Annotated in this window: 22 protein-coding genes and 1 pseudogene; 11 read left to right on the top strand and 12 right to left on the bottom strand. The window is 69.1% G+C overall.

Features of this window, described 5'->3' with window-relative positions; all coding sequences use genetic code 11:
- The first annotated feature begins 122 nt into the window (after positions 1 to 122).
- Complete coding sequence (locus tag POL67_RS22340) at positions 123 to 1,079, top strand: PAS domain-containing protein (RefSeq protein ID WP_271920245.1); 957 nt, start codon at positions 123 to 125, stop codon at positions 1,077 to 1,079.
- On the opposite strand, the gene POL67_RS22345 is transcribed toward POL67_RS22340, so the two are convergent.
- Both POL67_RS22345 and POL67_RS22350 read right to left on the bottom strand, forming a co-directional pair.
- Positions 1,069 to 2,538: a sigma-54-dependent transcriptional regulator gene (locus POL67_RS22345; protein WP_271920247.1), complete on the bottom strand. Its 1,470-nt coding sequence runs from the start codon at positions 2,536 to 2,538 to the stop codon at positions 1,069 to 1,071. The two genes, POL67_RS22340 and POL67_RS22345, sit on opposite strands and share 11 nt — an antisense overlap.
- Positions 2,539 to 2,564: 26 nt before the next feature.
- Entirely contained in the window at positions 2,565 to 4,058 is a 1,494-nt protein-coding gene (locus tag POL67_RS22350) for a HAMP domain-containing sensor histidine kinase (RefSeq protein WP_271920249.1), read from the bottom strand.
- A 278-nt stretch (positions 4,059 to 4,336) separates the two neighbouring features.
- Between POL67_RS22350 and POL67_RS22355 the strand changes: the two genes are divergently transcribed.
- The 4 genes from POL67_RS22355 (at position 4,337) to POL67_RS22370 (ending at position 9,020) form a co-directional block, all read left to right on the top strand.
- Positions 4,337 to 5,110 carry a YoaK family protein gene (locus tag POL67_RS22355; RefSeq protein ID WP_271920251.1) on the top strand — a complete coding sequence of 258 codons (774 nt, stop codon included), beginning with the start codon at positions 4,337 to 4,339 and terminating at the stop codon, positions 5,108 to 5,110.
- Between the two features lie 50 nt (positions 5,111 to 5,160).
- Positions 5,161 to 5,592 (top strand): hypothetical protein, encoded by a 432-nt coding sequence (locus tag POL67_RS22360; RefSeq protein WP_271920253.1) that lies wholly within the window; start codon positions 5,161 to 5,163, stop codon positions 5,590 to 5,592.
- Between the two features lie 84 nt (positions 5,593 to 5,676).
- Positions 5,677 to 7,989 carry a PAS domain-containing hybrid sensor histidine kinase/response regulator gene (locus tag POL67_RS22365; protein ID WP_271920255.1) on the top strand — a complete coding sequence of 771 codons (2,313 nt, stop codon included), beginning with the start codon at positions 5,677 to 5,679 and terminating at the stop codon, positions 7,987 to 7,989.
- Positions 7,990 to 8,036: 47 nt separating this feature from the next.
- Positions 8,037 to 9,020, top strand: a complete 984-nt coding sequence (locus POL67_RS22370) for an adenylate/guanylate cyclase domain-containing protein (protein ID WP_271920257.1) — start codon at positions 8,037 to 8,039, stop codon at positions 9,018 to 9,020.
- A 383-nt stretch (positions 9,021 to 9,403) separates the two neighbouring features.
- Here POL67_RS22370 and POL67_RS22375 read toward each other — a convergent pair whose 3' ends face one another.
- A complete protein-coding gene (locus tag POL67_RS22375; protein WP_271920259.1) occupies positions 9,404 to 10,177 on the bottom strand; it encodes a DUF8817 family protein in 774 nt (257 codons plus the stop codon).
- 30 nt (positions 10,178 to 10,207) lie between these two features.
- Positions 10,208 to 11,038 (bottom strand): ABC transporter substrate-binding protein, encoded by an 831-nt coding sequence (locus POL67_RS22380; RefSeq protein ID WP_271920261.1) that lies wholly within the window; start codon positions 11,036 to 11,038, stop codon positions 10,208 to 10,210.
- A 113-nt stretch (positions 11,039 to 11,151) separates the two neighbouring features.
- Between POL67_RS22380 and POL67_RS22385 the strand changes: the two genes are divergently transcribed.
- The 3 genes and pseudogenes from POL67_RS22385 to POL67_RS54270 all read left to right on the top strand — a co-directional run.
- Positions 11,152 to 13,638: a molybdopterin-dependent oxidoreductase gene (locus tag POL67_RS22385; protein WP_271920263.1), complete on the top strand. Its 2,487-nt coding sequence runs from the start codon at positions 11,152 to 11,154 to the stop codon at positions 13,636 to 13,638.
- Positions 13,639 to 13,683: 45 nt separating this feature from the next.
- Positions 13,684 to 14,091, top strand: a complete 408-nt coding sequence (locus POL67_RS22390; protein WP_271920265.1) for a phytanoyl-CoA dioxygenase family protein — start codon at positions 13,684 to 13,686, stop codon at positions 14,089 to 14,091.
- 42 nt (positions 14,092 to 14,133) lie between these two features.
- Positions 14,134 to 14,472, top strand: a pseudogene (locus POL67_RS54270) (ArsI/CadI family heavy metal resistance metalloenzyme); the annotation flags it as partial.
- A gap of 11 nt (positions 14,473 to 14,483) precedes the next feature.
- Here the strand turns inward: POL67_RS54270 and POL67_RS22395 are convergent.
- The 7 genes from POL67_RS22395 to POL67_RS22425 all read right to left on the bottom strand — a co-directional run bounded on the left by POL67_RS22395 (position 14,484) and on the right by POL67_RS22425 (position 22,110).
- Positions 14,484 to 15,035 carry a hypothetical protein gene (locus POL67_RS22395; protein WP_271920267.1) on the bottom strand — a complete coding sequence of 184 codons (552 nt, stop codon included), beginning with the start codon at positions 15,033 to 15,035 and terminating at the stop codon, positions 14,484 to 14,486.
- 252 nt (positions 15,036 to 15,287) lie between these two features.
- Positions 15,288 to 16,598 carry a multicopper oxidase family protein gene (locus POL67_RS22400; RefSeq protein ID WP_271920269.1) on the bottom strand — a complete coding sequence of 437 codons (1,311 nt, stop codon included), beginning with the start codon at positions 16,596 to 16,598 and terminating at the stop codon, positions 15,288 to 15,290.
- Positions 16,599 to 16,616: 18 nt separating this feature from the next.
- A complete protein-coding gene (locus tag POL67_RS22405) occupies positions 16,617 to 18,059 on the bottom strand; it encodes a TolC family protein (RefSeq protein WP_271920271.1) in 1,443 nt (480 codons plus the stop codon).
- Between the two features lie 15 nt (positions 18,060 to 18,074).
- Positions 18,075 to 18,386, bottom strand: a complete 312-nt coding sequence (locus tag POL67_RS22410) for a hypothetical protein (protein ID WP_271920273.1) — start codon at positions 18,384 to 18,386, stop codon at positions 18,075 to 18,077.
- 172 nt (positions 18,387 to 18,558) lie between these two features.
- Positions 18,559 to 19,863: a tetratricopeptide repeat protein gene (locus POL67_RS22415; RefSeq protein ID WP_271920275.1), complete on the bottom strand. Its 1,305-nt coding sequence runs from the start codon at positions 19,861 to 19,863 to the stop codon at positions 18,559 to 18,561.
- Entirely contained in the window at positions 19,836 to 21,179 is a 1,344-nt protein-coding gene (locus tag POL67_RS22420) for a hypothetical protein (RefSeq protein WP_271920277.1), read from the bottom strand. The genes POL67_RS22415 and POL67_RS22420 overlap by 28 nt, the downstream gene beginning before the upstream one ends.
- A gap of 391 nt (positions 21,180 to 21,570) precedes the next feature.
- Complete coding sequence (locus tag POL67_RS22425) at positions 21,571 to 22,110, bottom strand: hypothetical protein (RefSeq protein ID WP_271920279.1); 540 nt, start codon at positions 22,108 to 22,110, stop codon at positions 21,571 to 21,573.
- Positions 22,111 to 22,223: 113 nt separating this feature from the next.
- Between POL67_RS22425 and POL67_RS22430 the strand changes: the two genes are divergently transcribed.
- The 3 genes from POL67_RS22430 (at position 22,224) to POL67_RS22440 (ending at position 24,435) form a co-directional block, all read left to right on the top strand.
- Positions 22,224 to 22,922: a DUF1775 domain-containing protein gene (locus POL67_RS22430; protein ID WP_271920281.1), complete on the top strand. Its 699-nt coding sequence runs from the start codon at positions 22,224 to 22,226 to the stop codon at positions 22,920 to 22,922.
- A gap of 16 nt (positions 22,923 to 22,938) precedes the next feature.
- On the top strand, positions 22,939 to 23,205 hold the full coding sequence (locus POL67_RS22435) for a hypothetical protein (protein WP_271920283.1): 267 nt from the start codon (positions 22,939 to 22,941) through the stop codon (positions 23,203 to 23,205).
- Positions 23,206 to 23,277: 72 nt separating this feature from the next.
- Positions 23,278 to 24,435: a hypothetical protein gene (locus POL67_RS22440; RefSeq protein WP_271920285.1), complete on the top strand. Its 1,158-nt coding sequence runs from the start codon at positions 23,278 to 23,280 to the stop codon at positions 24,433 to 24,435.
- A 361-nt stretch (positions 24,436 to 24,796) separates the two neighbouring features.
- Here POL67_RS22440 and POL67_RS22445 read toward each other — a convergent pair whose 3' ends face one another.
- Complete coding sequence (locus POL67_RS22445) at positions 24,797 to 26,845, bottom strand: S8 family serine peptidase (protein ID WP_271920287.1); 2,049 nt, start codon at positions 26,843 to 26,845, stop codon at positions 24,797 to 24,799.
- Positions 26,846 to 26,927: the final 82 nt, after the last annotated feature.

Consider the following 26,927-nt stretch of genomic DNA (forward strand, 5'->3'; position numbering starts at 1 on the left):
GATATCGGAGGATGCCGTGCAAGACGGAACCTTCTTCTCGGCGGTATCGCAATCGTATTCCCGTTGACCTCGCGCGCTCACAAGCATTTCATGATGCCGGGGAAAACGGGGGGAGGTGATTCATGGATGGGTCCGAGATCGCTGCGCGAGCGGACGTGTCACGGCTCGAAGCGCGCGTCGTGGAGCTCGAGCGCGAGATCACGGAGGGGAAGGAGCGCGAGCGGAGGCTCGTCGAGAGCGAGCAACGTTTTCGCTGGATGGTCGATGGCAGCGACGACGGCGGCTGGGACTGGGATCTCCGCACCAACGAGGCCTTCATGAGCCCGAGCTGGTTCGAGATGCTCGGCCTCACGCCCGGCGAGATGCCCTGCAACGCCGAGACGTGGAGCGCGCTCATGCACCCCGACGACGCCGGGGAGGTGTGGAAGATGCTGCAAAGCTTCCTCGAAGGCCGCCTCCGGACCTACCACCTCGAGTATCGCATGCGGCACAAATCGAACGGCTGGGTCTGGGTCATGAGCCGCGCCAAGGTGTTCGTCCGCGACGCGGACGGCAAACCCATCCGCATGGCAGGCACGTTGCGCGACATCACCGAGCGCAAGCAAATGGAGGAGGAGCGCGCGCGCCTGTCGCAGAGCCTCATCGAGGCCCAGCGCGCGGCGCTGCTCGAGCTCTCCACGCCGCTCATCCCCATCGCGGACGGCGTGGTCCTCCTGCCGCTCATCGGCGCCATGGATCCTGCGCGCGCCGAGCACCTCCTCTGCACGCTCCTCGCCGGCGTGGAACAGCACGGCGCGACCACCGTGATCCTCGACGTGACCGGCGTGCGGGTCGTCGACGCCGCCGTGGCCGACGCGCTCGTCCGCGCCTCCCGCGCGATCGGGCTCCTCGGCGCCAGGGCCGTGATCACCGGCATGCGGCCCGAGGTCGCGCGGACGCTCGTGGAGATCGGCGCAGATCTCGGCGCGATCGTGCTCCTCAGCAGCTTGCGCAGCGGCGTCGAATACGCGCTCGGCCGCGCCGCGCCACGGGCGAGCGCGTCGTCCGGCGTTCACCGCCGCGTGAAGGTCATGCCTTGAAATCGGCGCCCGAGAGGCCGTGCTTGCGGAGCAGATCGTGGAAGTCGGTGCGGTTGCGCCCGGCGAGCTTGGCCGCGGCGCTGACGTTGCCGCCGGCGCGGCGGAGGGCCTCGACCAGATAAGCACGCTCGAACGAGTCCCGCGCGGCGCGCAGCGGCGGCAGCGGGGCCTCGGGATCGAGGTTCGCGAGCCCGGACGGCGGCCCCTCCTCGGTCGTTTCGGCCGGCGTTTCCCCGGGGAGCGGTGCGGGCGGGCGGGCGGGCGTCGCCAGCGTCGCCAGGATGTGCTGCGGGCGAATGCGTTCTTCCTGGCAAAGCAGGATGGCGCCCTCCATGACGTTCGCGAGCTCGCGGACGTTGCCTGGCCAGGAATGGGCGAGCAGCACGCGCATCGCATCGGTCGAGAGGTACGGCTCGGGCAAGCCGTAGCGCGCGGCCGCGCGGCGCAGGAAGAGCTCGGCGAGCAGCGGGATGTCGTCCGTGCGCTCGCGGAGCGGCGGCATGACGATCGGCACCACGTGCAGCCGGTAGAAGAGGTCCTCCCGGAAGCGCCCGGCGGCGACCTCGGCGCGCAGATCGCGGTTCGTCGCGGCCACGATGCGCACGTCCGCGTCCTCCTCGGTCGCGGATCCGACCTTCGAAAAACGCTTCTCCTGGAGCACGCGCAAAAGCTTCACCTGCACCGGCGCCGGGGCCTCGCCGATCTCGTCGAGCAAGAGCGTTCCCCCGCGCGCCGCCGCGAACAGGCCGTCCTTGTCGCGGCTCGCGCCCGTGAACGCGCCGCGCACGTGCCCGAAGAGCTCGCTCTCCAAAAGCTCCGCCGGCAGCGCCCCGCAGTTCACGGCGACGAACGGCCGCGCCTTGCGCGCCGAGAGCGCGTGGAGCGACCGCGCCGCGAGCTCCTTGCCCGTGCCGGACTCGCCGAGCAGCAGCACCGTCGCGTCCGCGGGCGCCACGCGGGCGATCCGCTCGCGCACGGCCGCGATGTTGTCGCTCGTGCCGAGCAGCCGGATGTCGCTCGACGTGTCCCCCACGATGCGCCGCAGGCCCGCCACCTCGCGCTTGAGCCGCCCGCTCTCGATGGCCTGCGCGAGCTTCTGCAGCAGCTCGTAATCCTGGAACGGCTTCGTCAGAAATCCGTACGCGCCCCGCTGGATCGCGAGGACCGCGGTCTCGATCGTGCCGTGGGCCGTCAGGATGATGACCGGCAGATCGGGCGAGCGTTTTTGCACCTCGCTGAGCACCTCGATGCCGTCGGCGTCTTCGAGGCGCAGGTCGAGGATGATCGCGTCGATGCTCGCTTGCTCCAGCGCTTCGAGCCCGCCGCGGGCCGACAGCTCCGTGCTGACGCGGTAGCCGTGGTGCTCCAGGCGGTAGGCGAGCAGCTCGCACAGGTGTGGCTCGTCGTCGATGACGAGGATGTGCGGGCGCGGGGTGGTGTCGAGCTCGTCCTTCCGCATGGGATTCCCCCTCGGGCGGGGTTTTATCACACGTGCGGGGGCAGGGCGCGCGACGTCGGCTCGGTGTCTTCGAGGGGCAGCCACATGCGGAACACCGCGCCGCCCGCCGGGTCGTCCGCGGCCTCGATGTCGCCGCCGTGCGCCCGCGCGATTTCCCGTGCGAGCGCAAGTCCGAGCCCGATGCCCACGCGCTTCGGCGAGCTGTCCACGCTGTGCGTCACGAACGCGTCGAAGATGACGGAGCGGATCTCGGGCGGAATGCCCGGCCCTTGATCCGCGACGCTGATCTGTGCCCAGGTGCCTGCGGCCCCGCTGGGACCTTCGGGCACGAGGTCGCGACGAACCCGCACGTGCTGGCCTTTCTTCGACACGGCGACGGCGTTGCGCACGATGTTCGCGATGGCGCGCTCGACGAGCACCATGTCGAGGAAGGCCTTGGCCGCCTCGCCGGGCGTCTCGACGTCGACCAGGACGCCGCGCTCGCGGGCCTCGATGTCCTCGTCGCGCACCGCGGCCCAGAGGACCTCGTCGACGGAGGCGCCGGGCTTGCGTTGCAGGGGGGCGCCGGCGCGGAGCCGCGAGAGATCGAGGAGCGTGGTCACGGTGCGGATCTCGCGCTCGCAGGCCACCTGCGCGATTTGCACGATACGCGCCTGCCGCTCGTTCAGCTTGCCGCCTGCGCCGTCGGCGAGGAGCGCGAGCGCCTCGCGGATCTTCGTGAGCGGCGTGCGCATCTCGTGCGAGACGGACGCGAGAAACCCTTGTTTGAGGGATTCGAGCTCGGCGAGGCGGCGGCGCATGACCTCCATCTCTTCGGCGAGCTCGTACACTTCGAGCGGGCCTTGCGCCTCCACCGTGACGGTGAAGTCGCCGCGCCCCACGCTGCGCGCGCTCGACGAGAGCGAGGCGAGGGGCTGCGTCACCGTGCGGGCGAGCCGCTGCGCGAGCAGCACGGACGCGACGCACGCGACGAGCGCGAGCACGATGCCGCTCGACAGCGCCGACCCGGCGGCGCGGCCCGACTCCTCGTCTTTGCGGAGGAGCGCGGAGTGCAGCTCGAACATGCGCGAAATCCAGGCGTCCGTGAGCTTCTCGTCGAGCCGCTCGCGCTCGAGCCGTGTGGTGGTCGTGAGCAGGTGGGCGCAGGTATCGCCGGTCGAGACGCGGGTGGCGAGCGCCTGGTAGCCGCGGACGGGCTCGAGCATGGACTCGCGCACGGGTTTGCCCGCGGCTTCGAGCACGGCGGCGAGCTCATCCGCGCGCTGCCGAATGACATGCGCGGCGTCCTCGGAGGATCGCCCGTGCTCGCAGTCCACGGCGCCGTGCCGCACGGCGATCTCGACGGCCCACGCGGCGCGATGAACGGCCTCTTCCGTGTTCAGCGACCCGAGCTCGGCGTCACGCACCTCCTTGAGGGACGAGCTGATCCGGGCGAGGGAGCCGAGCATGACGACGAGCGCGCAGACCATGAGTCCGACGGGGAGCGCGTGCGAGAGGACGAGCCGCGAGACGAGCCGCATCAATGAGCTCCGAAAAGGGGCGAGTGCCGGGAATCCGTGGATCGTGGAGCGTGCGGGACATGAGCTGACACGGAGCTCGGCCCGGCGCCATTGTCGCTGATCCCCGACACTGTCGGCGAGGGCCGTCGATCCGGCGTCGGTGGGGCCCGACGAAGGACCCGGATCGCGCGCGGCGCTCCCTGCGTTTGCGGGAGATCCGTCGCTGGCATGTTCCGTGAAAACGCAACGGCGGCTCCGGGGGGTGGACCCTCCATCAAACACCGCACGAAGGGATGTTGATGTCCGTCGCGCTTCACACGCCTCCCACGATTTTTTCGATGCGCCACGCGCCGAGCTGGCTCTTGCTCGCGCTCGCCGCGGGGGCCGTCAACGCGGGCGCTTTCCTGGCTTGCCAGCGGTTCGTCACGCATATCACGGGGCTCACGACACAGCTCGGCATCGACGCGGGGTTGTGGGCGCTCATGGCCGAATATGGCCTCGTGGTGCTCTGCTTCATCGTGGGCGCCATGGCGTCGGTGCTCGTGCTGCAGGGGCGCCACCAGCGTGGCAAGCAGCCGCTCCACGCCGCGCCGCTGATCTTCGTGTCGCTGATGCTCGGGGGCGTCGCGATCGCGGGCCGTGTGGGCCTCTTCGGGCCTTTTGGCACGTCCGTCGAGCAGCCCAAGGACTTCGTGCTGCTCTCGCTCCTGAGCTTCGCCATGGGGCTGCAGAACGCGACGGTCTCCACGGCCACGGGGCTCGCCGTCCGCACGACCCACATGACGGGGCCGGCGACGGAGCTCGGCGTGCAGCTCGCGAGTTCCTTCTTCTCGCGCGGCGAGGCCCGGCGCACGGCGCTGCAGGGCGCGATGCTGCGCGGCGGAAAGATCATCGCATTCGCGTCGGGCGCGGCCTTGATGGTGCCCGCCGTGCGCGTCGGCGGCTATCTCGCGTTCCTGATCCCGGGGGCGTTCATCCTGACCGCGACCGTGCTGAGCTTCATTCCCGGTCTCAGCGTCGAGCCTCCGTCCACGCGGCAGCCGACGCTCAGCCGAGGCCACCGCATCGCCTAGAAACGAACCATCGATTGATGACGGCCAAGGACATTACGAATGAGGATGCCATGACGACGTTGCCGAATTTCCAGACGCGGGGCGATCTGACGCTCGCGCGTTCGGAGCGAGCGGTGAAGAGCGAGAAGGCGGCCACGCTCGCGAATGCTGAGCTCGTGGTGGCGCGCGCCCAGGGCGTCTATGCCCAGACCATCCAGCAATCGCGCCTGCTCTCGGCCGTTTGCTTCTTCGCCGCGACGGGGCTCGCCGTATGGAACATCTCGACGACCTTCATGATCGTCTTCCTCGCGCTCGCCGTGCTCGTGTCCGTCACGAGCCGGATTCTCGCGCTGCGCGCGTTCCGCCAGGAGATCGAACGCACGGGGCGCGCGCAGGGTTTGGCGGAGGACGCCGCGCAAAGCGTGGCGGCCGCGAAGACCGCGGCGTTCCGCGCCCGCGCCGCGCGTGGCGACGCGGACGCGTTCGACGTCGATCCGCTCTGAGCGCCACGCCCGCCTGCGCGCTCCATTCGCGCTGCGCGTCCTGACCGTTTCCGCGGGTTCGCCCTACATGCAGGGCGGGGCTTCGTGACCAAACACGAGCGAGCGGAGAGGAGGGCGTGGGAAGGCGAGATGTTCCGGCTCTTCGCCGAGAACGTCCTCGATTACGCCATTTTCATCACCGATCCGGACGGCGTCGTCCTCAGCTGGAGCAAGGGCGCGGAGCGGCTCCTCGGGTATCGCGAGGACGAGGTCCTCGGCCAGTCCTCCGACCGCTTCTTCACGCCGGAGGACATCCGCAGCGGCAAACCGCAACACGAGCGCGACGAGGCCCTGGCGAGCGGGCGCGGGGACGACGATCGCTGGCACGTCCGCAAGGACGGCACGCGCTTCTGGTCGGCCGGCGTCGCCACACCCCTCCGGGACGAGGCCGGGCTCCTCCGTGGCTTCGCCAAGATCATGCGGGACCGCTCCGACATCAAGCGGGTCGAGGCGGTGGAGCACGACCGCGAGCGGCAGCTCCAGCTCCTCACCGACCGCATCCCCGTCCTGATCGCCCATTGCGACGCCGACCGCCGGTACAAGTACGTCAACAAGCCTTATGCCGCCCGCTTCGGCCGCCGCCAGAGCGAATTCGCCGGCCGACGGATCCGCGACATGCTCGGCGAGCACGCCTATGCGGCCATCGAGCCGCACGTGGAGGCCACCCTCCGCGGCGAGCATGTCGAATTCGAGATCGAGATCCCTTATGAGGACCTGGGCCCGCAGGTCATGCGGTGCGTGTACGATTCGGAGCTCGACGACGACGGCCGTATCACGGGCTTCGTGGCGACCATCGTCAACGTGACCGAGTCCAGGCTGGCGAGGAAGGCCCTGCGCGAGACCGAGGAGCGGCTCCGGACCCTCAGCGACAACCTGCCGCGGGGCGCGATTTACCAGCTCCTGGCCGACGCCAAGGGGGGCCGGCGATTTCTTTATGTCAGCGCCGGCGTCGAGCAGTTCCTCGGCGTCACGCCTGCCGAGATCCTGGCGGACGCCTCCGCCCTTTATGGCCTCGTGCACGCGGACGACCGCGCCCGCATGGTCGAAATGGAGATCGCCGCCGTCCGTGGCCTCGCCCCGTTCGATTGCGAGTATCGATTGTGGACGCGCTGGGGCAGCATCGTGTGGATTCATTGCCGCTCGGGCCTTCGCCGCCTGCCGACGGGCCAGACCATGTGGGAGGGCATTTTCATGGACGTGACGGCCCGCAAGGAGGCCGAGCAGGCGCTCCGCGAGGCCGACCGCCGCAAAGACGAGTTTCTGGCCATGCTCGCCCACGAGCTCCGCAATCCCCTGGCGCCGATCCGGAGTGCTGCGCAGATCCTGCGGATCGTTGACATGGCCGATCCGCGGATCGAGCGATCCACCGCGATGATCGAGCGCCAGGTCCAGCACATGACCCGGCTCGTCGACGACCTCCTCGACGTCAGTCGAATCACGAGCGGGAAGATCAAGCTGCAAAAGGGCCGCGTGGACGTCGCGGCGGCCGTGGGGCGCGCCCTCGAGACGGCGCGGCCGCTCCTCGACGCTCGCAAGCACGAGGTCTCTGTCGAAATGCCGCCCGAGCCCGCCTGGGTCCACGCCGATCCGACGCGGCTCACGCAGATGGTCGAGAACCTCCTGACGAACGCGGCCAAGTACACCGAGGAGCGGGGGCGCATCACGCTCGCCGTCGAGCGCGCGGAGGACATCGTCTCGATCCGGGTCCGGGACACCGGCGTCGGCATTCCCAAGGAAATGCTGACCCGGGTCTTCGACCTCTTCACGCAGGTGGAGCGCTCGCTCGCCCGATCGGAGGGCGGGCTCGGGATCGGGCTGACGCTCGTGAAAAACATCGCCGAAATGCACGGCGGCACGGTCGAGGCCCGCAGCGAGGGGCGAGGGCAGGGGAGCGAGTTCATCGTGCGCCTGCCGGCCTTGCCAGTGGCGGAGCCGCCGTCGGGCCCGAGGCCTCCGGCGAGGAGCCTACCTGCGGGGCCGCGCCGCATTTTGGTCGTGGACGACAATGCCGACGTCGCGGAGAGCCTCTCGATGCTCCTGCGCATCGCGGGGCACGAGGTCCATACGGCCCTCGACGGCAGCGCCGCGCTGGAGGCGGCGCGTACCTTCCGGCCCGAGATCGTCTTGCTCGACATTGGTTTGCCCGGGATGAACGGATACGAGGTCGCCTCCGAGCTCCGGCGCGACCCCGCGCAGGCCGAGACCATTCTCGTCGCGCTGACAGGCTACGGCCACGAGGAGGATCGCAGGCGCGTGAAGGAGGCCGGTTTTACCGCGCACCTGGTCAAGCCCGTCGACCTCGCCACGCTGGAGGGGGTCCTCGGGTCCGTCGAGGCGTCGCCCGCGCACGCCTCCTAAAAGGCTAGGCGGGACGGATCTTTCGAGCTACCTTGGTTCGGCCCACGATGAAGCTCGACTTCGATGCGATGAGCCTGACGGAAATCATCCGGCTCCAGACCCAGCTCTCGCAGGTCCTCACGCGGCGCTTCGAAAAGCCGCTCGCCCTCGGCTTCACCGACATCGTCGGCTCGACGGCGTATTTCGCGCGCTTCGGGGACAAGGCGGGCAGGGCGCTGCAGCAGCTCCATCACGATCTCCTCGGGGAGTCGATCCAAAGGTTCGGCGGGCGTATCGTCGACGTCGCGGGCGACGGCGCGTTCACTTGTTTTCCCGACGTCGAAAAGGCCGTCTCCGGGCTCGTCGTATTCCTCGAGCGCACGTCGCAGGAGAACCAGACCCGGTCGCGGGATCATCAGCTCGTGGTGCGGCTCGGCGTGCACGCCGGGCCGGTGCTGACCGACGGCGTCATCGTATCGGGCGACGCGGTGAACCTGTGCGCGCGTATCGCCTCGACGGCGGAGCCCGGCGAGCTGCGCCTTTCGGCGGCGGCCTTGCGCGAGTCTCCGCCCGGCATGCGCGTGCGCGCCTGGCCCGTTCCCCCCGTGGTCGTCCGGGGGCACGCCGAGGCGCTCGTGCTCTTCCGCTTCGATTGGCGCGACGAACACCGCCTGCCCGGAAGCGTGATCGTGTGCGAGACCGGCGACAGCTTCGTTTTGCCGCGGCAAGACATCATCAGCTTCGGCCGGCTCCGCGGGGAGGACGGCACGCGGGCGAACGACGTCGTCCTCGTGTTGCAAGACAAGCAGCTCGAGCAGCTCGTGAGCCGTTTTCATTTCGAGCTCCGGCGCAAGCCCGAGGGCTATGTGCTGCGGCCCGTCTCGCGCCAGCCGACAGAGGTGGACGGGCGGATGGTCGCGCCGGACCACGAAGCGCCGATCCGGCCCGGCTCCGTCGTGCGGCTCTCGAAGGCCGTGACCCTCGAATTCAAGGCCCGCCCAGAGGCAAGCCTGGGGAACGCCTCCCCAACAATCGAGCCAAAATCGAGCTGAAGCGGAGGACGCGCGGCGCCGGGGCGCTGCCCCGGACCCCGCGGGGGGCTGTCCGCCCCCTCGACCCCGGACCAGGCACGGCCTGGACCGAGGCTGGAAGAACTGCGCGATGCGCAGTTCTTCCAACGGGCCGGTGGCAAGACCATGAAGGTGGGGTTCAAGCTGGCGACGCCAACGTTGCCGGCTGAGCCTGCAGCGCTGCGGCCTTGGTTGGCAGGGTCGTTTGCGGTCTTGTCAGCGGCTGTTCGATGAACTGCGCGGAGCGCAGTTCATCGACCCCGGGTCCAGCGCTTGCGCTGGTCCGGGTCCAGGGGCGGATAGCCCCGGTGGGGCCTGGGGCAAAGCCCCAGCGCGGCGGCCCCAAGAAGACATCCATGCTCAGCTCATGCTTGACGCGTCGCTGCGGCGCGCGCGAGCCACTGCTCCAGCCGCTCCGCGGCCTTTAGCTCCTCGGACAAGCGGTCGCGCTCCTCGTCGGACAGGGGGAGCGCCTGGAGTTGCTCCCGCAGGGCCTGGCCCATCGCGGCGTCGTCCATCGCAATCGCGAGCTCCATGCGGGCCGCCATTGCTTGCACCCGGTCCACCACCGGGGCTTCGGCCCCATATTTCGCGAGAGCTTTGTCGAGCACGCGCGCGGCGGCTCGGTCATCGTTTTTGAAATCCCGCAGGATGCGCGCGTTGTCGAGCGCCTTCGCCAGGCCTGCGAGCGCCTTGGACCCGCCGTACTCGACCTCCTCCGGCTCGTCCCGCCGGATGAAAAGGATGTTGTTGCCGGAGGGGTCGATCAGCGAGAAGCGGCTCTGCCCAGGTCGGAAGCGCGTCATCCGGGGCTTCCCGCTGGCGAGCACCTTGCCGTACTTTGCGCGCATGGCCTCGGTGAACGCCCGGTGATAGGGCTCCACGGCGTCCACCAGCACCAGACAGCCGCCTGAGCTCTCCTCCTTTGGGTCGAGCCCCTTGGGGGCCTTGCCGAAGTGCAGCTCGAAGCCACGAAAGCGCAGCGCCAGATACAGGTACGGCCGTGTCATCTCGTAGGTGACCTGGAAGCCGAGCGCCTGATAAAACGCGAGCGTATCCTCGGGCGAGACGCAGGGCAGGAGCGGAATCGTCGTCTCTTTGCGTTCGGTGGCGAAAGGAGGGGGTGCGTTGTTCGTCATGGCTCTGGTGGGGACGTCAGGGGTGCCGCGTCATTGCGCTTCCGGCGTGAACAGCGGCTCTCCGCTGGCCTTCACGCCGAACGCGCCGATGATGGCACGTCCCTCGGCTGAACGAAGAAACTCCGTGAAGGCCCGCGCCCCCTCCGCGTTGGCCCCTGCGCCGGCCTTCGGCTCGATCGCGGAATACGTATTCCGCAGCGCTGCGTCGCCCTGGAACACGATTGAAAGCTTCAGATCCTTCTGCTTGGCCACGAACGTCGCCCGATCGCTCAATGTGAACGCGCCCTCGTCCGACGCGCGCTCGAGCGTCTCGCCCATCCCGGCGTTCGCCTGCACGAGGAACGCGCCTTTCGTGTCGATCCCCGCGGCCTTCCACAGCGCCCTCTCGCGCTGGTTCGTCCCGGAGTCGTCCCCGCGCGAGACGAACGTCCGCCCGGACGACGCGATCCGGCGCAACGCCTCCTGCACGTCGCCTGCGCCGGCCACGACGCCCACCTGATCGGCGGGCCCGACGAGCACGAACTCGTTGTGCATGAACGGGCTCCGCCGCCCCACCTCGCCTGCGGCGACCGCGGCTTGCTCCCCGGCCGGCGCGTGCGTGATGGCCACGTCGGCTGTGCCCTCCCGCAGCGCGCGCAGCGCCTTGCCGGACCCGAGCGCATTCACCTCGACGCGGCAGCCCGACTTCGCCTCGAACGCGGGGAGCAGCTCGTCGAGCAGCCCCGCGTCCTTCAGGCTCGTCGTCGTCGCGAGCCGGAGCGCCCGCCCTCCCGCGGGCTGCTTCCCGCAGGAAAGGCAGAGCAGCGCGAGCAGGAAGAACACCCAGCGTGATGCGAACGAGCGGCGTGACAGCACGTGCATGACGCCGCGAGTCTACCACTTCGGGTTTGCCCGGTCTGCTCTCCTGTTCGCCCGCGGGCAAGCGCTGCGCCCCTTGTGTTTCGAGGGGCCCCGGCGCATCATCCCGTCCCGACATGGCGGGCGATTCGACCCTCTCGCGTCGGGGATTCCTCAAGGTGTCGGCCGCGACGAGCGCGGCGGCGGGGCTCGTGGCCGGGTGTGAGGCCACGGCGCCTCCGCTTCCGCCCGAGCCTGCGCGCGTGGCCTTTGATCTCACCCGCAACTCCGGGGCGCTCCAGCCCGACGAGGTCGTTCGCGCCGCTTGCCAGTTCTGCAACTCCCTTTGCGGCCTGAAGGTCCACAAAAAGGGCGGACGTATCATCGACATCCAGGGCGAGACGGCCGATCCGGTCCAGGAGGGCAACCTCTGCGTCAAGGGCCCGATGATGGCGCAGATCGTCTACAACCCGCACCGCATTCGTACCCCGGTCCGGCGTGTCTCCGGTGCGAAAGGCTCCCCCGATTCGCGCTTCGAGCCCATCGGCTGGGATCAGGCCCTCGCCGAGATCGCCAAGAAGCTCGTCGAGATTCGCGATTCCACCGGCGCCGCCGGCGTCGCCAGCAAGACCTCGGGGCGGCTCGTGCGCGGGGTCGGATCCATCATCGGCCGCTTCTTTGATCTCTACGGCTCGCCCAATGCGACCGACGTCGGACCCGTTTGCAACGACGCGGGCGGCGACGCGCTCGCCTGGACCTTTGGCCTCGGCAATTTTACGAATGGCTACGCCAAGGATGGCATCACCGGCCAGGAGGACCTCGGCAGCTCGAAGTTTTTCCTCTTCTTCGGCACGAACCAGGCCGAGACGCACCCCGTCACGTTCGAGCACCTCCTCCGGGCGCGCGCGCGCACCGGCGCGAAGCTCGTCGTCGTCGACCCGCGGCAAACGCCGACGTCTGCCTTTGCGGATCAGCACATCGCCATCCGCCCGCATACCGACATGGCGCTCGTCTACGCCATGCTCGCGCATGTGATCCGGCAGAAGCTCTACGACGCGGCGTTCGTCGACAAGTGGGTCGTCGGGTTCGACGCGCTCGTCAAGCACGTCGAGGCGCAACGGTTTTCCCCGGAGTGGGGCGAACGGATGACGACCGTCCCCGCGAGCACGATTCGCGCCCTCGCCGAGGCGTACGCGAAGGCCCGCCCCGCGGCGATCTTCTGCAATGCGGGCATCTCGCATCAGATGAATGCGTTCCACACCTACCGGGCGATGGCGTTCCTCGCGGCGATCACCGGCAACGTCGGCCGCCCCGGCGGCGGCTGCAATTTCATGCACAACACCTGGCCGGGGGATCTGCGGTTGCCGAAGGTCCGCGGCGAGGTCCCGGAGAAAAAGGGCCCCGGGCTGCTCGGACCGGACGTGTTCCCGCGGGCCATTCTCGACGAGGATCCTTACCGCCTGCGCGCCGTGTTCCTCATGGGAAACCCGCTCGTCGACGGCGCGAACGCGGTGCGGGTGCGCGCGGCCTACGAAAAACTCGAGCTGCTCGTGTATCCGGGCCTCTTCCTGGAGGAACCCGCGCTCTTCGCCGATTACGTGTTCCCGATCCCGAGCGTGCTCGAACAGGAGTGCGTCTACATGCGCCGCGACGACCGCGCCATTCGCTGGTCGGACAAGGCCGTCGATCCGATCGGCGAGGCGCGGCCCGACATTCACCTCTGGATCGACCTCGCCCACGCGATGGCCGAGGTCGACAAAAAGCACCCGCCTTCGTACTGGAAAGACAACCTCCCGGCGGCGTGGAAGGACTACCGCACGTTGTGGGACGAGGTCTTCGTCAAGAACACGCCGGGCATGGCGGGGATGACCTCGAAGCGCCTGCGCGAGCGCGCCGAGCCGCTCCGGTGGCCTTGCCCCTCCGAGGATCACCCGGGCACGAGCACGCTCTACCTCGACGACCCCTCGTGGACGACCGTGGCGAGCGCCCTCGGGCACGCGGGGAAACGCTTCTTCACGCCGAGCGGGAAAATCGAGATTCATACGCCCGAGATCCACGAAAAACTCGCCCGCGCCGGGCACGCGGCGCTCCCGCCTTTTTATTCGCACCCGGAGGTCGGCGCCGGGGTCCCCACGGTCGTGCACCTGGCGGAAAAAGTCCCCAACCCGCTGCACCCCGGCTCGTCCACGCCGCGGGTCAAGCTCGGCGTGCCGCCAAACGAGGCCGCGCGCGCCGGGTTCCCGCTCCTCGGGATGATCGGCCGGCCGAGCGTCGTCGACTTCGCGACGATGACGCAATGGACGAACACCGGAAAGATGATGAACGGCCTCCGGCTCGTGCAGATCCACCCACGCGCGGCGGCGCGCGCGGGGATCCGTGACCGAGACGCGATCCGCGTGGAGAGCCCGCGGGGCGTGATCACGGCGACCGCGCTCCTTTTCGATGGCATTCGCGAGGACACGATCTTCGTGCCGAACTTCTTCGGCCCTGCGCAAAAGGTGGGCGACGATCTCGGCCTCCCGCGGTACGAGCCCGCGAACGTGCTCGTCGACGACGGGCATTTCGACGCGCTGTCCGGACAGCAGGCGTACAAGTGTTTTGCGTGCCGCGTCGTCCGGGCCTGAGCCACCCTATAGACCACGACCTGTGCCCCGCGGTAGGGTGAGGGCATGGACATCGGGCACCTCGTCGACTCCTATCACCGCGACGGCTACCTCGTGCTGCGTGGCCTCTTCTCTCCCTCCGAAGTGCAGGAGGTCGCCGAGGAGACGGCGGCGCTCCTCGAACGCAAGGAGCTGATGGCGAAGAACAACCTGCGCGTGCGGTGGCAGTACCATTACGAGACGTGCGAGCCCGTCTTCGAGCTCTTCGACCCGGTCACCGACATCGCGCCCAGGTGCTCGGCCTGGTTCCACGACCGCCGCGTCGCCGACGTCCTTGCCCAGCTCTTTCAGGACCACGCGCATCCGTTCAAGGACAAGCTGATCTACAAGCCCGCCGGCGCGGGCGGCTATCCGCTGCACCAGGACTTCATCGCCAGGCGTTCCACCATTACCTGCGGACCATCTACGGCATGATGGGGCTCGCCGACCTTCATTTCCGCTGAGCCCGAGACCCCGATGAGCTCCGAGAAGACCCACGTCTCGCTGAACGTCGGCGACCTCGGCAAGGCGGTCGCGTTTTATCGCGCCTTCTTCGGCCAGGAGCCGGCGAAGCATTACAAGGACTACGCCAAGTTCGAGCTCGACGAACCTCCGCTCGTGCTCTCGCTGGAGCCCGTCTATCACCGCAGCGCGGATTCGTTCAACCACCTCGGCCTGCGCCTTTCGGCCCCGGACTCCGTGGCGGGCATGCAGGAGCGCCTGAAGGAGGCGGGGCTCTTGACCGAGCGCGAGGACGACGTCGAGTGTTGTTATGCCCGGCAGACGAAGTTCTGGCTCCTCGATCCGGACAAGAACCTCTGGGAGGTCTATGCGCTCACGGGTGAGATCACGCATCGCGGGAGCCTGAGCGCGTCGGACGCGATGATCTGGCGGACGCTGCCGTCCTTGCCGCCCGTGAAGAACGTGCCATTGGGCCCCGTGGTCAGGAGATCGGGCCCCGTGAGCTGCGCGAGGACCGCGAGCTCGTCCGGATTTGTGATGGGCGCGCGGTACACGTTGCCCGTCTCTTGTTCGGTGACGATGAAATCTCCGCCGACCGCGAGCACGCCGATGGGCTTTTTCAGGCCCGTGATGACCTCGGCCTCCGTGCCGGCGAGATCGAGCTTGGCGACGCTGCCGAGCTTGATGCCGTTCATCGCGACGAAGAACGTATCGTAGAGCGTGCCGTCCTCGGACACGGCGAGGCCAATGCGGCGGCGCAGCGGATCGAGGTTCGGGACCACGCCGTTCGTCCCGTCGGGCTTCGCATAGACGACGTCGCCCGCGGTGCCGCCGCCGAACCTGGGCACGACGAGCGTGCCGTCCTTCCGCTTGACGACCTGACCGAGCCCCGCGCTATCGGGCGGCGCGGGCGGCAACTCGGCGGCGAGCGCGAGTCCTGCCGTATCGGTCCACGCGAGGATTCGATTGCCATTGTCGTCGGCGAGGAAAAACGTGGCCGTGTCGGCATCCCAGAAAAGACCGTTGGGATCGCCGTCGAGCGAGATGCTCGTGGGCCCGCGATCGACGACGGTCCCGTTCCCACCGCCCGAGCTCGCGCCGGAGCCCGATCCCGGGGTGGAGGGTGACGTGCCGTCCCCACGCGCGGAGCGTTCCTGGGCTCCGCGCGTTCACCCGAACGTTGCGTCCGGATCGATCCCATCCGCTTTCAGGAGCGCGTCCTCCGCGCGCTCCGCCTGGGTCCCTTTCGGATGCGTATACCAACCCTTGGGATCCGCCGTCTCGGGACTCTCGCGGACCTTCAGGATCGTGAACATCCCGCCCATGTCGATCGACCCGAACGGCCCGGGCCCGCCGCCCATCGGGATCGAGTTCTTCGGCACGGGCATGCCCATCTCGGCCATGTCGCCCATGCCCGTTTGTCCCATCGTCATGTAACTCGGCACGAGGCTTTGCACCCGCGGGTCGATCTTCCGCGCATTCGCGCCGACCATGACCGGCATCCCGTGGCCCATCTGGTTCATCACGTGGTGGGTCATGTGGCAATGAAAGGCCCAGTCGCCGAGCTCATCGGGGACGAACTCGATGACGCGCGTGCTGCCGACGGGCACGAGGACCGTGGTCTCGGGATGCCGCGCGGCCGCTGGGATCTCGCCGCCGTCGGTCCATGTGGTCTCGAAGGTCAGGCCGTGGAAATGGATCGGGTGGTGGTCCATCGCCGAGAGATTGCCGAAGCGGATGCGCACGCGCTCGCCGCGGCCCACGACGAGCGGCTCGGTCCCGGGGAACGCCTTCGAATTGAAGGTCAGCACGTTGAAATCGGTCATCTCGTTCGGATCGGGGCGGCGTGAGCCCGGCGTGATCTTCCACTCGTGTGTCATCAGCACGAAATCCCGATCGACCGGCGGACCCTTCGGCCGCTTCGGGTGCACCACGATCATCCCCATCATCCCGAGCGCCATCTGCGTCATCTCGTCGAAATGGGGGTGATACATGTACGTCCCGGGGTGCCGGAACGTGAACTCGTAGACGAACGTCTCGCCGGTCTTGATGGGGCGCTGGTTGAGGCCGGACACGCCGTCCATCCCGTTCGGCAAGATCACGCCGTGCCAGTGCACCGTGGTCGGCTCGGGGAGCTTGTTCGTCACGTAAATCCGCACGCGATCGCCCTCGACGACCTCGATCGTGGGCCCGGGTGTCCGGCCATTGTAGCCCCAGCAATCGCCCTCGAGCCCCGGCGCGAACGTGTGCTTCACGGGCATGGCGACGAGGTGGCCGATCTTCAAGCCGTCCTTTTCTTTGAGCGGCAACGTCACGCCGTTCGGCGTGGTGACGGCGACCTGGCCGCCCGGGAACACGGCGCGTTTCGGGGAGGGGCGTGCAGGCGCGGCGCCGGGTTTGGCGTTTTGGCCGAACGCTTGCGAGGCGAGCAAGGCGCCCCCGGCGGCGACTCCGAATTGAACGAATTTGCGGCGATCCATGGTGTCTCTTCCTTCCCGTCAATGCCCGGCCGCGGCGCTGTCGCCGCCCGAGGGGAGGTTCGTTCGTGGTGCGCCGGCGGGGCCGAGCGCGAGGCCGCGGTGGCGGCCGGCGAGGATCTGGTCGAGCGCGGCGCGCGCATTCCAGTACTCGAGGAGCGTCTCGACGTAGGTGAGGCCGGTCTGCGTGACCTGGCGCTGGCTGTCGAGGACCTGAAAGACGCTGACCTGCATCGCGTTGTACTGGAGCACCGTCTCCGCGAGGGCTTTTTCCCGCGCGGGCAGGACGACCTCGCGGTAATGGCGCGCGCGCCGCCCCGTGGATTCGACGCGGTTTTGCGCGGTGCGCACGGTCGCGCGGAGCGCCGTGGCGGTCGCCAGATATCGCTCGCGCTGCGCGCCGAACTCGGAACGAGCGCTCAGAACCGTGCCCTGGTTGCGATCGAAGATCGGCAGCCCCACGGTGACGTGGCCGCCGATCTCCCACACGGAAGCGTCCCGCTCGCCGTGGAAGCCGCCCGAGATATGCGGGAGGTTGCCCTCGGTCCGCGCGAGCCCGGCGCGCTTCGAGGCGACACGCATGCGCGCGTCGAGCTCCTGAAGCTCGAAGCTCGACGCGACGGCGCGCTCCTCGACCCGCTCGAACACGAGCGCCTCGGCCGGCGGATCCGGGAGCCTCGCTTCAATGCTCCAGCGTGTCTGCTCGCCGGACAGCCCCAGCGCCACATTCAGGGTTTCCCGCGCGTCGAGCAGGCGGTTCTCCGCCTCCGCGACGTCGACGCGCGCCGACTCCACCGCGGCCCGCTGGGTGGCGAGATCCACATCCGGGAGATTGCCGACCCGAGAAAGCTCCTCGGCCGCGGCAAAACCTGCCTGAAACGCTTTCAGCGCGCGGTCGCGGAGGTCGAGCTCCTGCTGGCGCGCCTGCACCGTGTAAAACGCAGCCCGGGTGGTGTAGGCCATATCGAGGACCTGCCCTGCGACGCGGAGCCGCTCGGCGGCGAGCTCGGCTTCGGCGACGCCTTTGCGGAGCGGGAGGATCAAAAGCCCGCTGAGGTTGTATTCGATCCCGATGTCGAGCTGGAGCGGCTGCGTGGGATCGTTCGGGCGCCGGACGCTGAGATCGATCTCGGGGTTCGGGGGCAGTCCAGCCTGCACGAACCGGCCGCGGGCGATGCCGATCTCGTAAAACGCCGCGCGCAATTCGCGGTTCTGCGCGAGCGCGATCCGCACGGCGCCGTCGGCGTCGAGGGGTTTTCCGAGGAGCTTCGGCACCTCCGCCGCGGTTTTTTCCCAGTCTTCGTCCTCCCCGGGCACGGAGACGGCGAGATCACGCCGGTTTCGCGCGGTGAAGATGTCGTTCACCTCGCCCACGTGCTGGGGGAGCGACGCGCTCGCGCAGCCGGCGGACAGGCCCAGGGCGAGCGCCAGCGCGGAGAACGAAAAGAAAGGTCTTGTCGTCATGGCAGGTTCACCCGGTCAATGGTTGTGGCCGCCGTGGCCGTTGTGGCCGCCGTGATGTCCGTGGTCGTGGCCCCCGTGGTGTCCGTGCGGGTGCTCGTCCTTGCCCTCGGAGGTGCCTTGGGCGTCGGGAAGGACGCAGGGCTTGCCGGGCACGCAGACGCCAGCCTCCAGCGGATCCGAGGCCGTGAGGACCGCCGCGACGGGGGGACGGGGCGCCGGGGGCGCCGCGGGGGATGCGGGCGAGCCGGGCTGGAAGGCCGAAGGGACCTCCGGCCCGCTGCAAGCGGACGCGAAGAGCAGGACGAGCAGGCCCAGCGTGGTCTTCATGCGGTGACTCCAAGCTCCTTTCCGTGCGATCTCGCAGGGATGCGGGGCCCCGGTTCATCGCGTGGCCGCCGCGGGGTCGCAACCCTCGCACCCGCTGACGCAGACCCGGTCCGAGGATTACACCGCGGTCATGCAGGGCGGCGCCGGGCTCGGCGGGAGGAGGAGGGGCTTGCTACGGGCGGGGAGGGGGGTCCTCGGTGGGAAGACCGTGCTCCTGCTGGACTTTGCGGATGTGCTCTGCTTCGGGCAGTTGAAAGCGCTCGGCGTCCGCATGCGCGAGGAGGAGGAATCGGGCGGCTTCCTCTCGGTCCCCGGGGGCGTTGCGGGCGAGGAGGGTCAACGCGAACTCAGCGCGGCCGACGACGAGGCCTCGCACGTCACCGGTACGCGCGTAGTGGGGGAGTTCTTCGTCTCGTCGGATGCGCAGGGCCTCGTCGAGCTGGCCGCGAGCCCGATGAGTATCAGCGATTTCATCGAGAGCGAGCGCCTGCCCTTGCTGCATACCGAGCGCCTCGAAGTCCTTGAGGGCTCCTCGCAGGTGCACCAGCGCCTCTTCCAGGGCGCCCATGGCATGGAGTGCTTTTCCCAGCCTCAAACGGCTTGCTGCCGTGATCCACCAGAGGCCCGCGGCCGTGGACAGCGCGAGGGCTTCCCTCGACACACGCACGCTCTGCTCCGGCAGGCCGATCGATTGGAACACAGCCGCCCGGATACCCAACGCTTGGATCACTCCAGTCGTGTATCCGACGCCCCGCGCGTGCTGTTCGGCTGTCTCCGTAGCGCTCATCGCCTCTTCGAATGCATGCGCTCGAAGGAACGCCGTTGCAACGTTCAGCCACGCATCGGCCAGCGCCCCCGGCGCCACTTCCCCCGATGCCTCGATCTCTCGTAGACGCAGCACTTCCGCTTCCGCTACCGCACCCGTTCCCAGTTCCGCCACCGCCACCGCGTCCGCCTCCGCTGCCGCTACCGCCACCGCCTCCGCCTCCACGGCCGTCGTCCCCGCCCGGACATCCCACAAATCGTCCGCCCCGCGCGCGAATTCGCCCGCCCTCGCCTCCGGCAACACGAGCACCAGCGGCCCCGCAATCAGCCGCCCGAGCACGTCGCGCGCCATGTTCAGCGACCGGAGCGCCTCTCCGCCTTTCTCGTCGAGCAAGACCTCGGCATAAGGCACCACCGCCCCCGCCAGCGGCTTCGTCCGGTCCGACGCCAGGAGGAACGCGTCCACGGCCTCCGCGGCCTCCGCGCCCCACGGAAAAAACGTCAATGGCGGGAGCCCCTCCTGGCCGCTCCATTCCTGGAGCCGCCAGAGCACCTCCGCCCGCGCCGCATCCGATGCCAGCACCACGAACAACGCAAACGAGCTCGCCCGCCGCAGCCCCCGCCGGAGCACGTCGAGGCCGTGCTCCGATTCCTCCGTGAGCCGCGCGAGCGGCCCCGGGCGGGTCAGGGGTGCTCGCGGAACTTCCGGCATGTCACGACCAGCGGATGCACGGCCCACCAGGGCTCCGGATCCCCGTTCTGGTATTCGAGCACGAAGAGGTGCCGCAAGAGATCGCGCTTCACGTCTTCCTTGCAATCGTCCGGGAATCGATTCGTATGCGCCACGTGCTTCAGGACGGGCACGTAGGGCTCGGGCAACGCGCGCTCGAAATCAGCCTGCACGCCCGCCATCGAGCGGTTCACCGAGGCCGCCGTCACCGGGGGATCGTCGTGCTCGTTCACCGCGTCGAGCACGATGCGAAGCGCATGCCGGATGCATCCGCCCGAGGCCCGCGCGATCCGCAGCGCCGCCTGGTCGCCTTCCTCGAACAGGAGATCGAATCGCACCCGGCGTTGCAAGAGCTCCACCATCGCGCGCAGGCCGAGGAGGTTGTCGCCGCCGCCCTCGGCCACGCGCTTGCCGACCTCGATCATCGGCAGCACGACGACCTTGCCCCCGTACAGCCCGATGAGGCCCGCTCCGGCCGCCGCATAACAGAGATACAGCGGCACCGTCAGCACGAGGTGCGCGTCGAGCCCCTTCAGCGCGACGAGGCGGTCGAGGTAAAGCCGCTCCACGCCCGCGCGCTGGCCCTCGGAGAGCTTTTCGAGGTTGTCGATGAGGACCACGAGCGGCTCCGACGTGTCGAACGGCGGCGTCTCGCGGATCGTCTGGAACGCCTGGTTCAAGCCCTCGATGAGCGCGGGGACGACGGACGCGAGGGAGGCGCGCACCACCTGCTTTTGCTCGACGCCCTGGACGCGGATGTAATCGAGCGCCTTCTGGATCGCCTGGGGAATGCCGCTCGGCAGGTTCTTGACGACCGTGCCCAGGCTATCGCCGATCTGCTTCTTCCAGAGCGGCACGAGCACCTTCGCGGCCGCCGCGGGGTGCTGTTCGTACACGAGGCTCCAGAGCGCGAGCAGGATGTCCTCGAGGTCGACGCTCGTGCGGTCGAGCATGTGGTCGGCGTCGAGGAAGAGGGTCGCGACCGGCGAGCCGCCGCCCTCCGCGGACGCGAGGCGCCGCTGCATGCGAAGCAGCTCGGTCGTCTTGCCGCTGCCGAGATGGCCGCTCAGGAGGTGCAGCGTGGGGACGCCGCCCGCCCGCCGGATGCTCCGCGCGACGAGCGCCAGGCGGTCGCCGCCGCGGACGTTCTGGAGGTCCTGGCGAAGGTCCTCGTCCTCCTTCGGATGCAGCGGCGTGAACGGGTCGCAGAGCCGCACGGCATCGTCGAGCGTCCTGGCCGGGTGCTCGAGGGCGCGCGACGAGACGGCGAGGCTGCGCGAAGGCTCCGGAGGGCTCACGGCGCGGAGCCTACCATGTCCCTCTGCGCATGCCTGTGTTCTCGCGCGCAGGTTTTCGACGCGCGAGGGTGTTCGAACGTTCGAAGGGGGTCGAGAGAACGTGACGCGAGGGTCTCCAAACGTTCGGAGACCCGCAAGCGACGGTGACGCGAAGGGGATCGAACGTTTCGAGAGGCAGAAGCGAGGGTGACGCGCGGGTGTTCGAACGTTTGGAGACCCGCGAGCGAGGGTGACGCGAGGGTGTTCGAACGTTCGAACCGGCACGCGCAACCGTGACGCGAGGGTGTTCGAACGTTCGGAGACCCGCGAGCAACGATGACGCGAAGGGCTCAGGACGTTTGGAGACGCGGAAGCGAGGACGCCGTCCCCCTGCGCTCCCCCCTGACGGCCCTCAAGGGCATTCGAACGCGTGCGTCGAGCCGGCCACTTCGTCCGTGAAGAGCCGGAGCTGCGCCTGGACGGGCCCTTTTTCGGCGGCCGGTGCCTTGCAGCAGACCGTCGCCGAGACCTCGTCCTCGGCGCTGACCCGGAGCCCCTTCGCGCCTTCGGGCAATTTCACCTTTGCGATCGGCGGGCTCGTCGCCAGCCACACGGACTCGCCGCCGTCGAGTTCGGCGCAACGCAGGGTCAGCGTGACGCAACGATTGCCGCCGTCGTTGGCCGCCGCCGCGCTCGTGCTCGCACACGGAGGCTTCAGATGCACCGGTGGATGCTTGATGAAATCGGGCTGCGGCTCCGCGTCATTTGCTGCCGCGGCCTTTTCGTGCTTCCCCGGAGCCGACGTCGTCTGCGGCGCCGCAGAGGCAACCGGCTTCGGCGCAGGCTCCGGGGCCCCCTCGTCGCGGCGTGAACAGCCCGTCATCCCCAGCACGAGCGCGAGCGCGGCGAACGCAAAACGATCCGCCTTGGAATTCCGAGATCGATCGAGCACGGCGCCCCTCGTAGAACAAGAAGCGGGAGGCGTCCATGCGACATCGTGACGCACCGTCGCCCTATGCCCGTCATGCTAGTCCTCGGCCTCCGCTATCGAAGGAGCCCATGGAAATGAAGAACAAGGTTCTCAGCTCGCTGGCCATTGCGGGCGTGCTCGCTGTGAGCGCCTCTGCGCAGGCCCATATCGCCGCGGTGGCCCCGACGGCCGTCGCCGGAAAGACCATCGTCATCGAGCTCGGCGTCGGCCACGGCTGCGAGGGGTCGGACACCTATGCGCTCACCGTCGACATCCCCAAGGGCATGACCTCCGTGCGCCCCATGGAGAGCGATTTCGGCAAGACCTCGCTCACCTATGACGCCGTCGACACCGCGCTCGTGACGAGCGTGACGTGGCAGAAGGACGAAGCGGACGCCCTCCCCAAGGACACGAACTATTACAAGATCGCCTTCCGCGCGAAGCTGCCCGCGGCGCCGTTCACCTCGATCTATTACAAGATTCATCAGGTCTGCCGCGCCGCTGACGCGACCCTCTCGTACGCCGAATGGGTCGCCCTGCCCGGCGAGACGGGCGAGCCCGCCGCCACGCAGGCCATCGTCCCGGATCACCTCCCGGGCTGGAACAAGTACACCGTGCCCGCCGACATCCCGGACTTGAGCCTCTTTTTCAAGGACGCGCTCATCGTCTGGCGCGGCTCCGATGCCTACAGCTTCAATGACGCCACCGTCGACCTCATCAAGGGCACGCAGGGCGTCAACCTGCTGTCCGCGGACGGCGTGAAGGCGAACGACGAAATCTGGGTTCGTTACTAGCCGGAAGGGGGCTGTGATGAAACGTTGGCTCTTCCTGGCCACTGCGGTGGCCTGTCTGTGGGGGTGCTCCGACGAGCCCTCGCAGAATACGAGCACCTCCTCTTCGAGCGGCTCCGGCGGCGGCGCGTCCTCCTCCAGCTCCTCCAGCGGGAGCGGCGGCGCGGGCGGCGGGGAGCCTACGGCGCTCGTGTCGTGTCTCGACGAGGTGGATGGCCTACCGAGGCCGCCGAGCGGGACGTTGCCCTGCGAGTACATTCCGCCTGGCCTCGCGCTTCCTCAATGACACGGACCGCCGCGTGCCATGCGACAATCCGCCGCATGGCCGAGCGGCGCGCCGTCGGTGATACTCCCGCGCATGCGCGCCCGGGAAACGGCTCTCTCCTTTCTTTCTCTCCTCGTGGGTTTCGCGTTCGGTTGCTCGTCGGGCGGCCCTCCTTCGGGTGAGGACCCTTCCGGTGCGTCGTCGACGGGGCAGGCGCCCGACAGTGGCGTCGACCTGGGGCCCAACGAGCTTCCCTGCGACGTGCGTGAGGTCCTCGAAGAGATCTGCGTGAGCTGCCACGCGTCCCCTGTCGCGGCCGGGGCGCCCATGCCCCTCGTCACGCGGCACGATTTCCTCGCGCTCGCGGGGGACTCCAGCAAGACCGTCGGGGAACGGAGCCTCGAACGAATGCACCTGGCGGCGGCGCCGATGCCGCCTTTGTCCGAACCTCCCGCGTCTGCGAAGCAGGTGGCGGTGTTCGAGCAATGGGTGGCCGCGGGCATGCCGGCGGGGTCGTGCGGGGCCATTCCCGACAAACCGGCGGAGACCACGTGCGCGAGCGGCAAGACCTGGGATCCGGCCGCAACGGCGACGGCCCAGATGAACCCGGGCCTCGCCTGCCGCGCGTGTCACAAGACCCAGGCCTCGGATTTCAATTACTTCTTCATGGGCACGGTCTTTCCCGCGTTCCACGAGAAGGACCTTTGCATGAGCCCGCCACCGCCCGGCGCGAAGGTCGAGATCCTCGACACGACGGGCAAGGTGACGATGACGCTCCTGCCGAATGCCGCGGGCAACTTCATGTCGAGCGCCGTCGTGGCGGGCGTGCCGGTCCCTTATTCGGCGCGGCTCGTCGCGAATGGGGTCACGCGATCCATGACCGGGCCCCAGACCGACGGGGATTGCAACAAATGCCATACCGAGCAGGGCACAGAGGGCGCGCCGGGTCGATTGGTGTGGCCCCGCGATTACGACGCGCCCCCCATGCCGCTGCCGCCCGTGCTCGACCAGGTCATCCCGATGGGCGACGCGCTGCACGTCACGTGGACCGCGGCGGGCTGCGACAAGATCCTCCTTTTCCGCAACGAGAACGGCGGGGCGTTCTCGCTCGTCTACACGCTCGGAGGCAGCACGATCGAGCAACACGACGACGGCGCCTATTCGCCCGCGGTGGTCTATTGCTATCGCGCGCAATGCAAGGCGGGCGGGGTGGACAGCGTGGACTCGAACGAGGTCTGCGGGAGTCCCTGAGCCTTCGCGCAGGCCGCCGCGCCGGGGCGCCGCCCCGGACCCCGCGGGGGGCTGTCCGCCCCCTCGACCCCGGACCAGGCACAGCCTGGACCGAGGGTTGAAAAACTGCGCTCCGCGCAGTTTTTCAAACAGGCCGACGAAGAAGCCGGGTTGCCAGCCGAACCAGCAGCGCGGCTGTCTTGGTTGGCAGGGTCGTTGCCGGTCTTGACCGGGCCTGTTCGATGGGCTGCGCGGAGCGCAGCTCATCGAGCCTGGGTCCAGCCCCTGGCTGGTCCGGGTGCAGGGGCGGACAGCCCCTGCTGGGGCCTGGGGCAACGCCCCAGCGAGGCGGCCCCCAATGCTCAGGCCCTGGTCCGGGTCGTCACTCGGAAATCAAAATCTGCTCGCTCACGGATCCCACCTCGCCCGTCAGCGGGTCCGTGGATTGCCACGAGAGCACCGCCGAGCTCACGCGCGCGAGCGAGGAGCGATTGATCCCGGTCACACGGAAGGGCCCGGTCATGCCGTTCATTTGCCCCGGCCCGAGCGGGCCTATCGTGATCCGCGCAGGCGTCCCCGCGGGGTTCACGCCGGAGAGGATCAGGCTCATGTCCGTGAGCTCCCGGCCATAACGCGAATCGAGCGCCACCGTGAGCCAGGCCGGGTCGTGGACGGAGCCGAAATGAATCACACACGAGCCGCAGGGCGGGCTATCGGGTTGCGGGCGCACCCAGGGGGGGATGGCGAGGCTCGGAACCAGCTCGCCCGGCGCAGTGCCGCCCGGCGGGGGCGCCACGAGCACGGGCGCGTCCTCGAACGCCGCGTCGAGGAGCGCAAGCCCGCCCGGGAACAATGGCGGGTTCTGGTCCCCTTGGGGTGCGAGGGGCGCGCAGACGAGGCCCGGCGGACACGCGGAGTCATTGCCGAGCGAGCAGACCGCCGCGAGCGCGGCGCACAGCGATGCACGTTTCACCTCCGCCGGTGAACGCACGTCCGCGAGGAGGTTGGTCCGTTCGCCCGATGCATACACGAGCTCCAGGAGCTCCCCCGCGGAGAGGCTCGGCCGGTAGGCCCATGCCGTCGCGGCGATCGCCGATACCGCCGCCGCGCCGAGCGAGGTGCCCGTGCGCGGCGTGGGGGAGGGCCGCGACGGGTCCCCGGCGACGCCCTGGAGCGCGAGCGCGGCGAGGGGCGGCATGCCTTCGGGCCTCGTCCGAGCAATGGGTCGATTCGCATAATCCAGCCCGCCCACGGCATGGAGCAGAGGAGGCTCGCGGCCCGGCGGAAACAGCAAAAGGCCGCCGGAGAAGGCATTCGTATAACCAGCTCCTTCGAGGGACGCGCACGTCCCGGAGGCCGGCGCGCCATCGACCGTCCAGGCGGCTGGACAGACCAATCCATGGGGAGGGCTCGGGCCGCCCCGATCGTTGCCCGCGGCGGCGACGACGGCGGCGCCATGGCAATGGGCGTGGACCAGGGCGTCGTAGACCGACGCCGAGGCCGCATTCGACGCGGGGTTCTTGTCGCAGCCGAGCGCGGGCTCCCAGCCGACGCTGAGGTTGAGGACGAGGCGCGGATGATCGACGCCGGCGCCGAGGAGGAGGTGATCGGCCCGGTCCTTCTTCCACCGCTCGACGGCCATGACGATCGCGCGGGCCAGGTCGAGCCGGGTGCCGACCAGGCCCCCGTTCGTGAAGTCCGCCTTCTCTGCGTCGATCCGTGGAAGGGCGAGCTCGGTCGTGACGCGCGCCGCGCAATGGCCACCCGCAGGGCAGGCGAGGTCTTTGGCGATCCAGCCGAGCAGATATCCATGGTCGAGCGTGCCGAGCGGGATGTTCCCCGTCGCGTCGTCGGGAGAGGAGTCGAGCAGCGCGATGCGCACTTGGGCCGGCTGCTTGAGCCCGAACGTGAGCGGACCCAAGCTGCCCATCCGCGACAGGTATTCGGCGTGCAGCCAATCGCGCGACGCCTCGGACCAACCGTCCGCGAGCGGCCCGACCACGACGCAATCCTCCGACAGGCCGAGGACGCCGGCGCCTGCGAGCTGGGCGGCGAGGTTGTTCACGTCCGCCGCCGCAGGCAACCCGGGCGCGGTCCAAGCATAAAGACAATAATCCGCGAGGTACGGAGGCAACGGGGGGCTGCCCGCGGGGACGCCGAAGGCCGGCCCGCCGACCCAATCCGGTGGGGGGAGGGGGCAGGCGCCGGTCGTGGACAGGCCCACCCAGCGCAGGCCGGAGCATCCCGCCGTGGGCGTCGACGTCCCACCCGCCATGGGCAAGAGCCCTGGGGGCCCTTCGTATTCGTAGAGGAGCGGCGGGGGCTCCGGAGAGCAGCTCGTCAGAAAAACGAGACCGGTCGCGAAAGACGCGAGGGCCGAGAGGACGCCGGGCCCTCGGCCCGGGCGGAGAAGGGTGCGTCGGGAGGACATGAGCATCGGGATGCGCCTCGGGCGCATCCTGGGTCTTCGCCGCGGGGAGCGGCGATCTGACGCGGCTTCGGAAAAAAGATCG

The sequence above is a fragment of the Polyangium mundeleinium genome (assembly GCF_028369105.1).
Taxonomy (GTDB): domain Bacteria; phylum Myxococcota_A; class Polyangia; order Polyangiales; family Polyangiaceae; genus Polyangium; species Polyangium mundeleinium.

What these genes read in the sequence shown, in the direction of transcription:
- POL67_RS22380 (WP_271920261.1), bottom strand. Translation starts at nt 11,038, where the DNA reads ATGCACGTGCTGTCACGCCGCTCGTTCGCATCACGCTGGGTGTTCTTC.
- POL67_RS22360 (WP_271920253.1), top strand. Translation starts at nt 5,161, where the DNA reads ATGACGACGTTGCCGAATTTCCAGACGCGGGGCGATCTGACGCTCGCG.
- POL67_RS22355 (WP_271920251.1), top strand. Translation starts at nt 4,337, where the DNA reads ATGTCCGTCGCGCTTCACACGCCTCCCACGATTTTTTCGATGCGCCAC.
- POL67_RS22370 (WP_271920257.1), top strand. Translation starts at nt 8,037, where the DNA reads ATGAAGCTCGACTTCGATGCGATGAGCCTGACGGAAATCATCCGGCTC.
- POL67_RS22385 (WP_271920263.1), top strand. Translation starts at nt 11,152, where the DNA reads ATGGCGGGCGATTCGACCCTCTCGCGTCGGGGATTCCTCAAGGTGTCG.
- POL67_RS22340 (WP_271920245.1), top strand. Translation starts at nt 123, where the DNA reads ATGGATGGGTCCGAGATCGCTGCGCGAGCGGACGTGTCACGGCTCGAA.
- POL67_RS22430 (WP_271920281.1), top strand. Translation starts at nt 22,224, where the DNA reads ATGAAGAACAAGGTTCTCAGCTCGCTGGCCATTGCGGGCGTGCTCGCT.
- POL67_RS22390 (WP_271920265.1), top strand. Translation starts at nt 13,684, where the DNA reads ATGGACATCGGGCACCTCGTCGACTCCTATCACCGCGACGGCTACCTC.
- POL67_RS22435 (WP_271920283.1), top strand. Translation starts at nt 22,939, where the DNA reads ATGAAACGTTGGCTCTTCCTGGCCACTGCGGTGGCCTGTCTGTGGGGG.
- POL67_RS22345 (WP_271920247.1), bottom strand. Translation starts at nt 2,538, where the DNA reads ATGCGGAAGGACGAGCTCGACACCACCCCGCGCCCGCACATCCTCGTC.
- POL67_RS22400 (WP_271920269.1), bottom strand. Translation starts at nt 16,598, where the DNA reads ATGGATCGCCGCAAATTCGTTCAATTCGGAGTCGCCGCCGGGGGCGCC.
- POL67_RS22410 (WP_271920273.1), bottom strand. Translation starts at nt 18,386, where the DNA reads ATGAAGACCACGCTGGGCCTGCTCGTCCTGCTCTTCGCGTCCGCTTGC.
- POL67_RS22375 (WP_271920259.1), bottom strand. Translation starts at nt 10,177, where the DNA reads ATGACGAACAACGCACCCCCTCCTTTCGCCACCGAACGCAAAGAGACG.
- POL67_RS22445 (WP_271920287.1), bottom strand. Translation starts at nt 26,845, where the DNA reads ATGTCCTCCCGACGCACCCTTCTCCGCCCGGGCCGAGGGCCCGGCGTC.
- POL67_RS22440 (WP_271920285.1), top strand. Translation starts at nt 23,278, where the DNA reads ATGCGCGCCCGGGAAACGGCTCTCTCCTTTCTTTCTCTCCTCGTGGGT.
- POL67_RS22350 (WP_271920249.1), bottom strand. Translation starts at nt 4,058, where the DNA reads ATGCGGCTCGTCTCGCGGCTCGTCCTCTCGCACGCGCTCCCCGTCGGA.
- POL67_RS22405 (WP_271920271.1), bottom strand. Translation starts at nt 18,059, where the DNA reads ATGACGACAAGACCTTTCTTTTCGTTCTCCGCGCTGGCGCTCGCCCTG.
- POL67_RS22415 (WP_271920275.1), bottom strand. Translation starts at nt 19,863, where the DNA reads ATGCCGGAAGTTCCGCGAGCACCCCTGACCCGCCCGGGGCCGCTCGCG.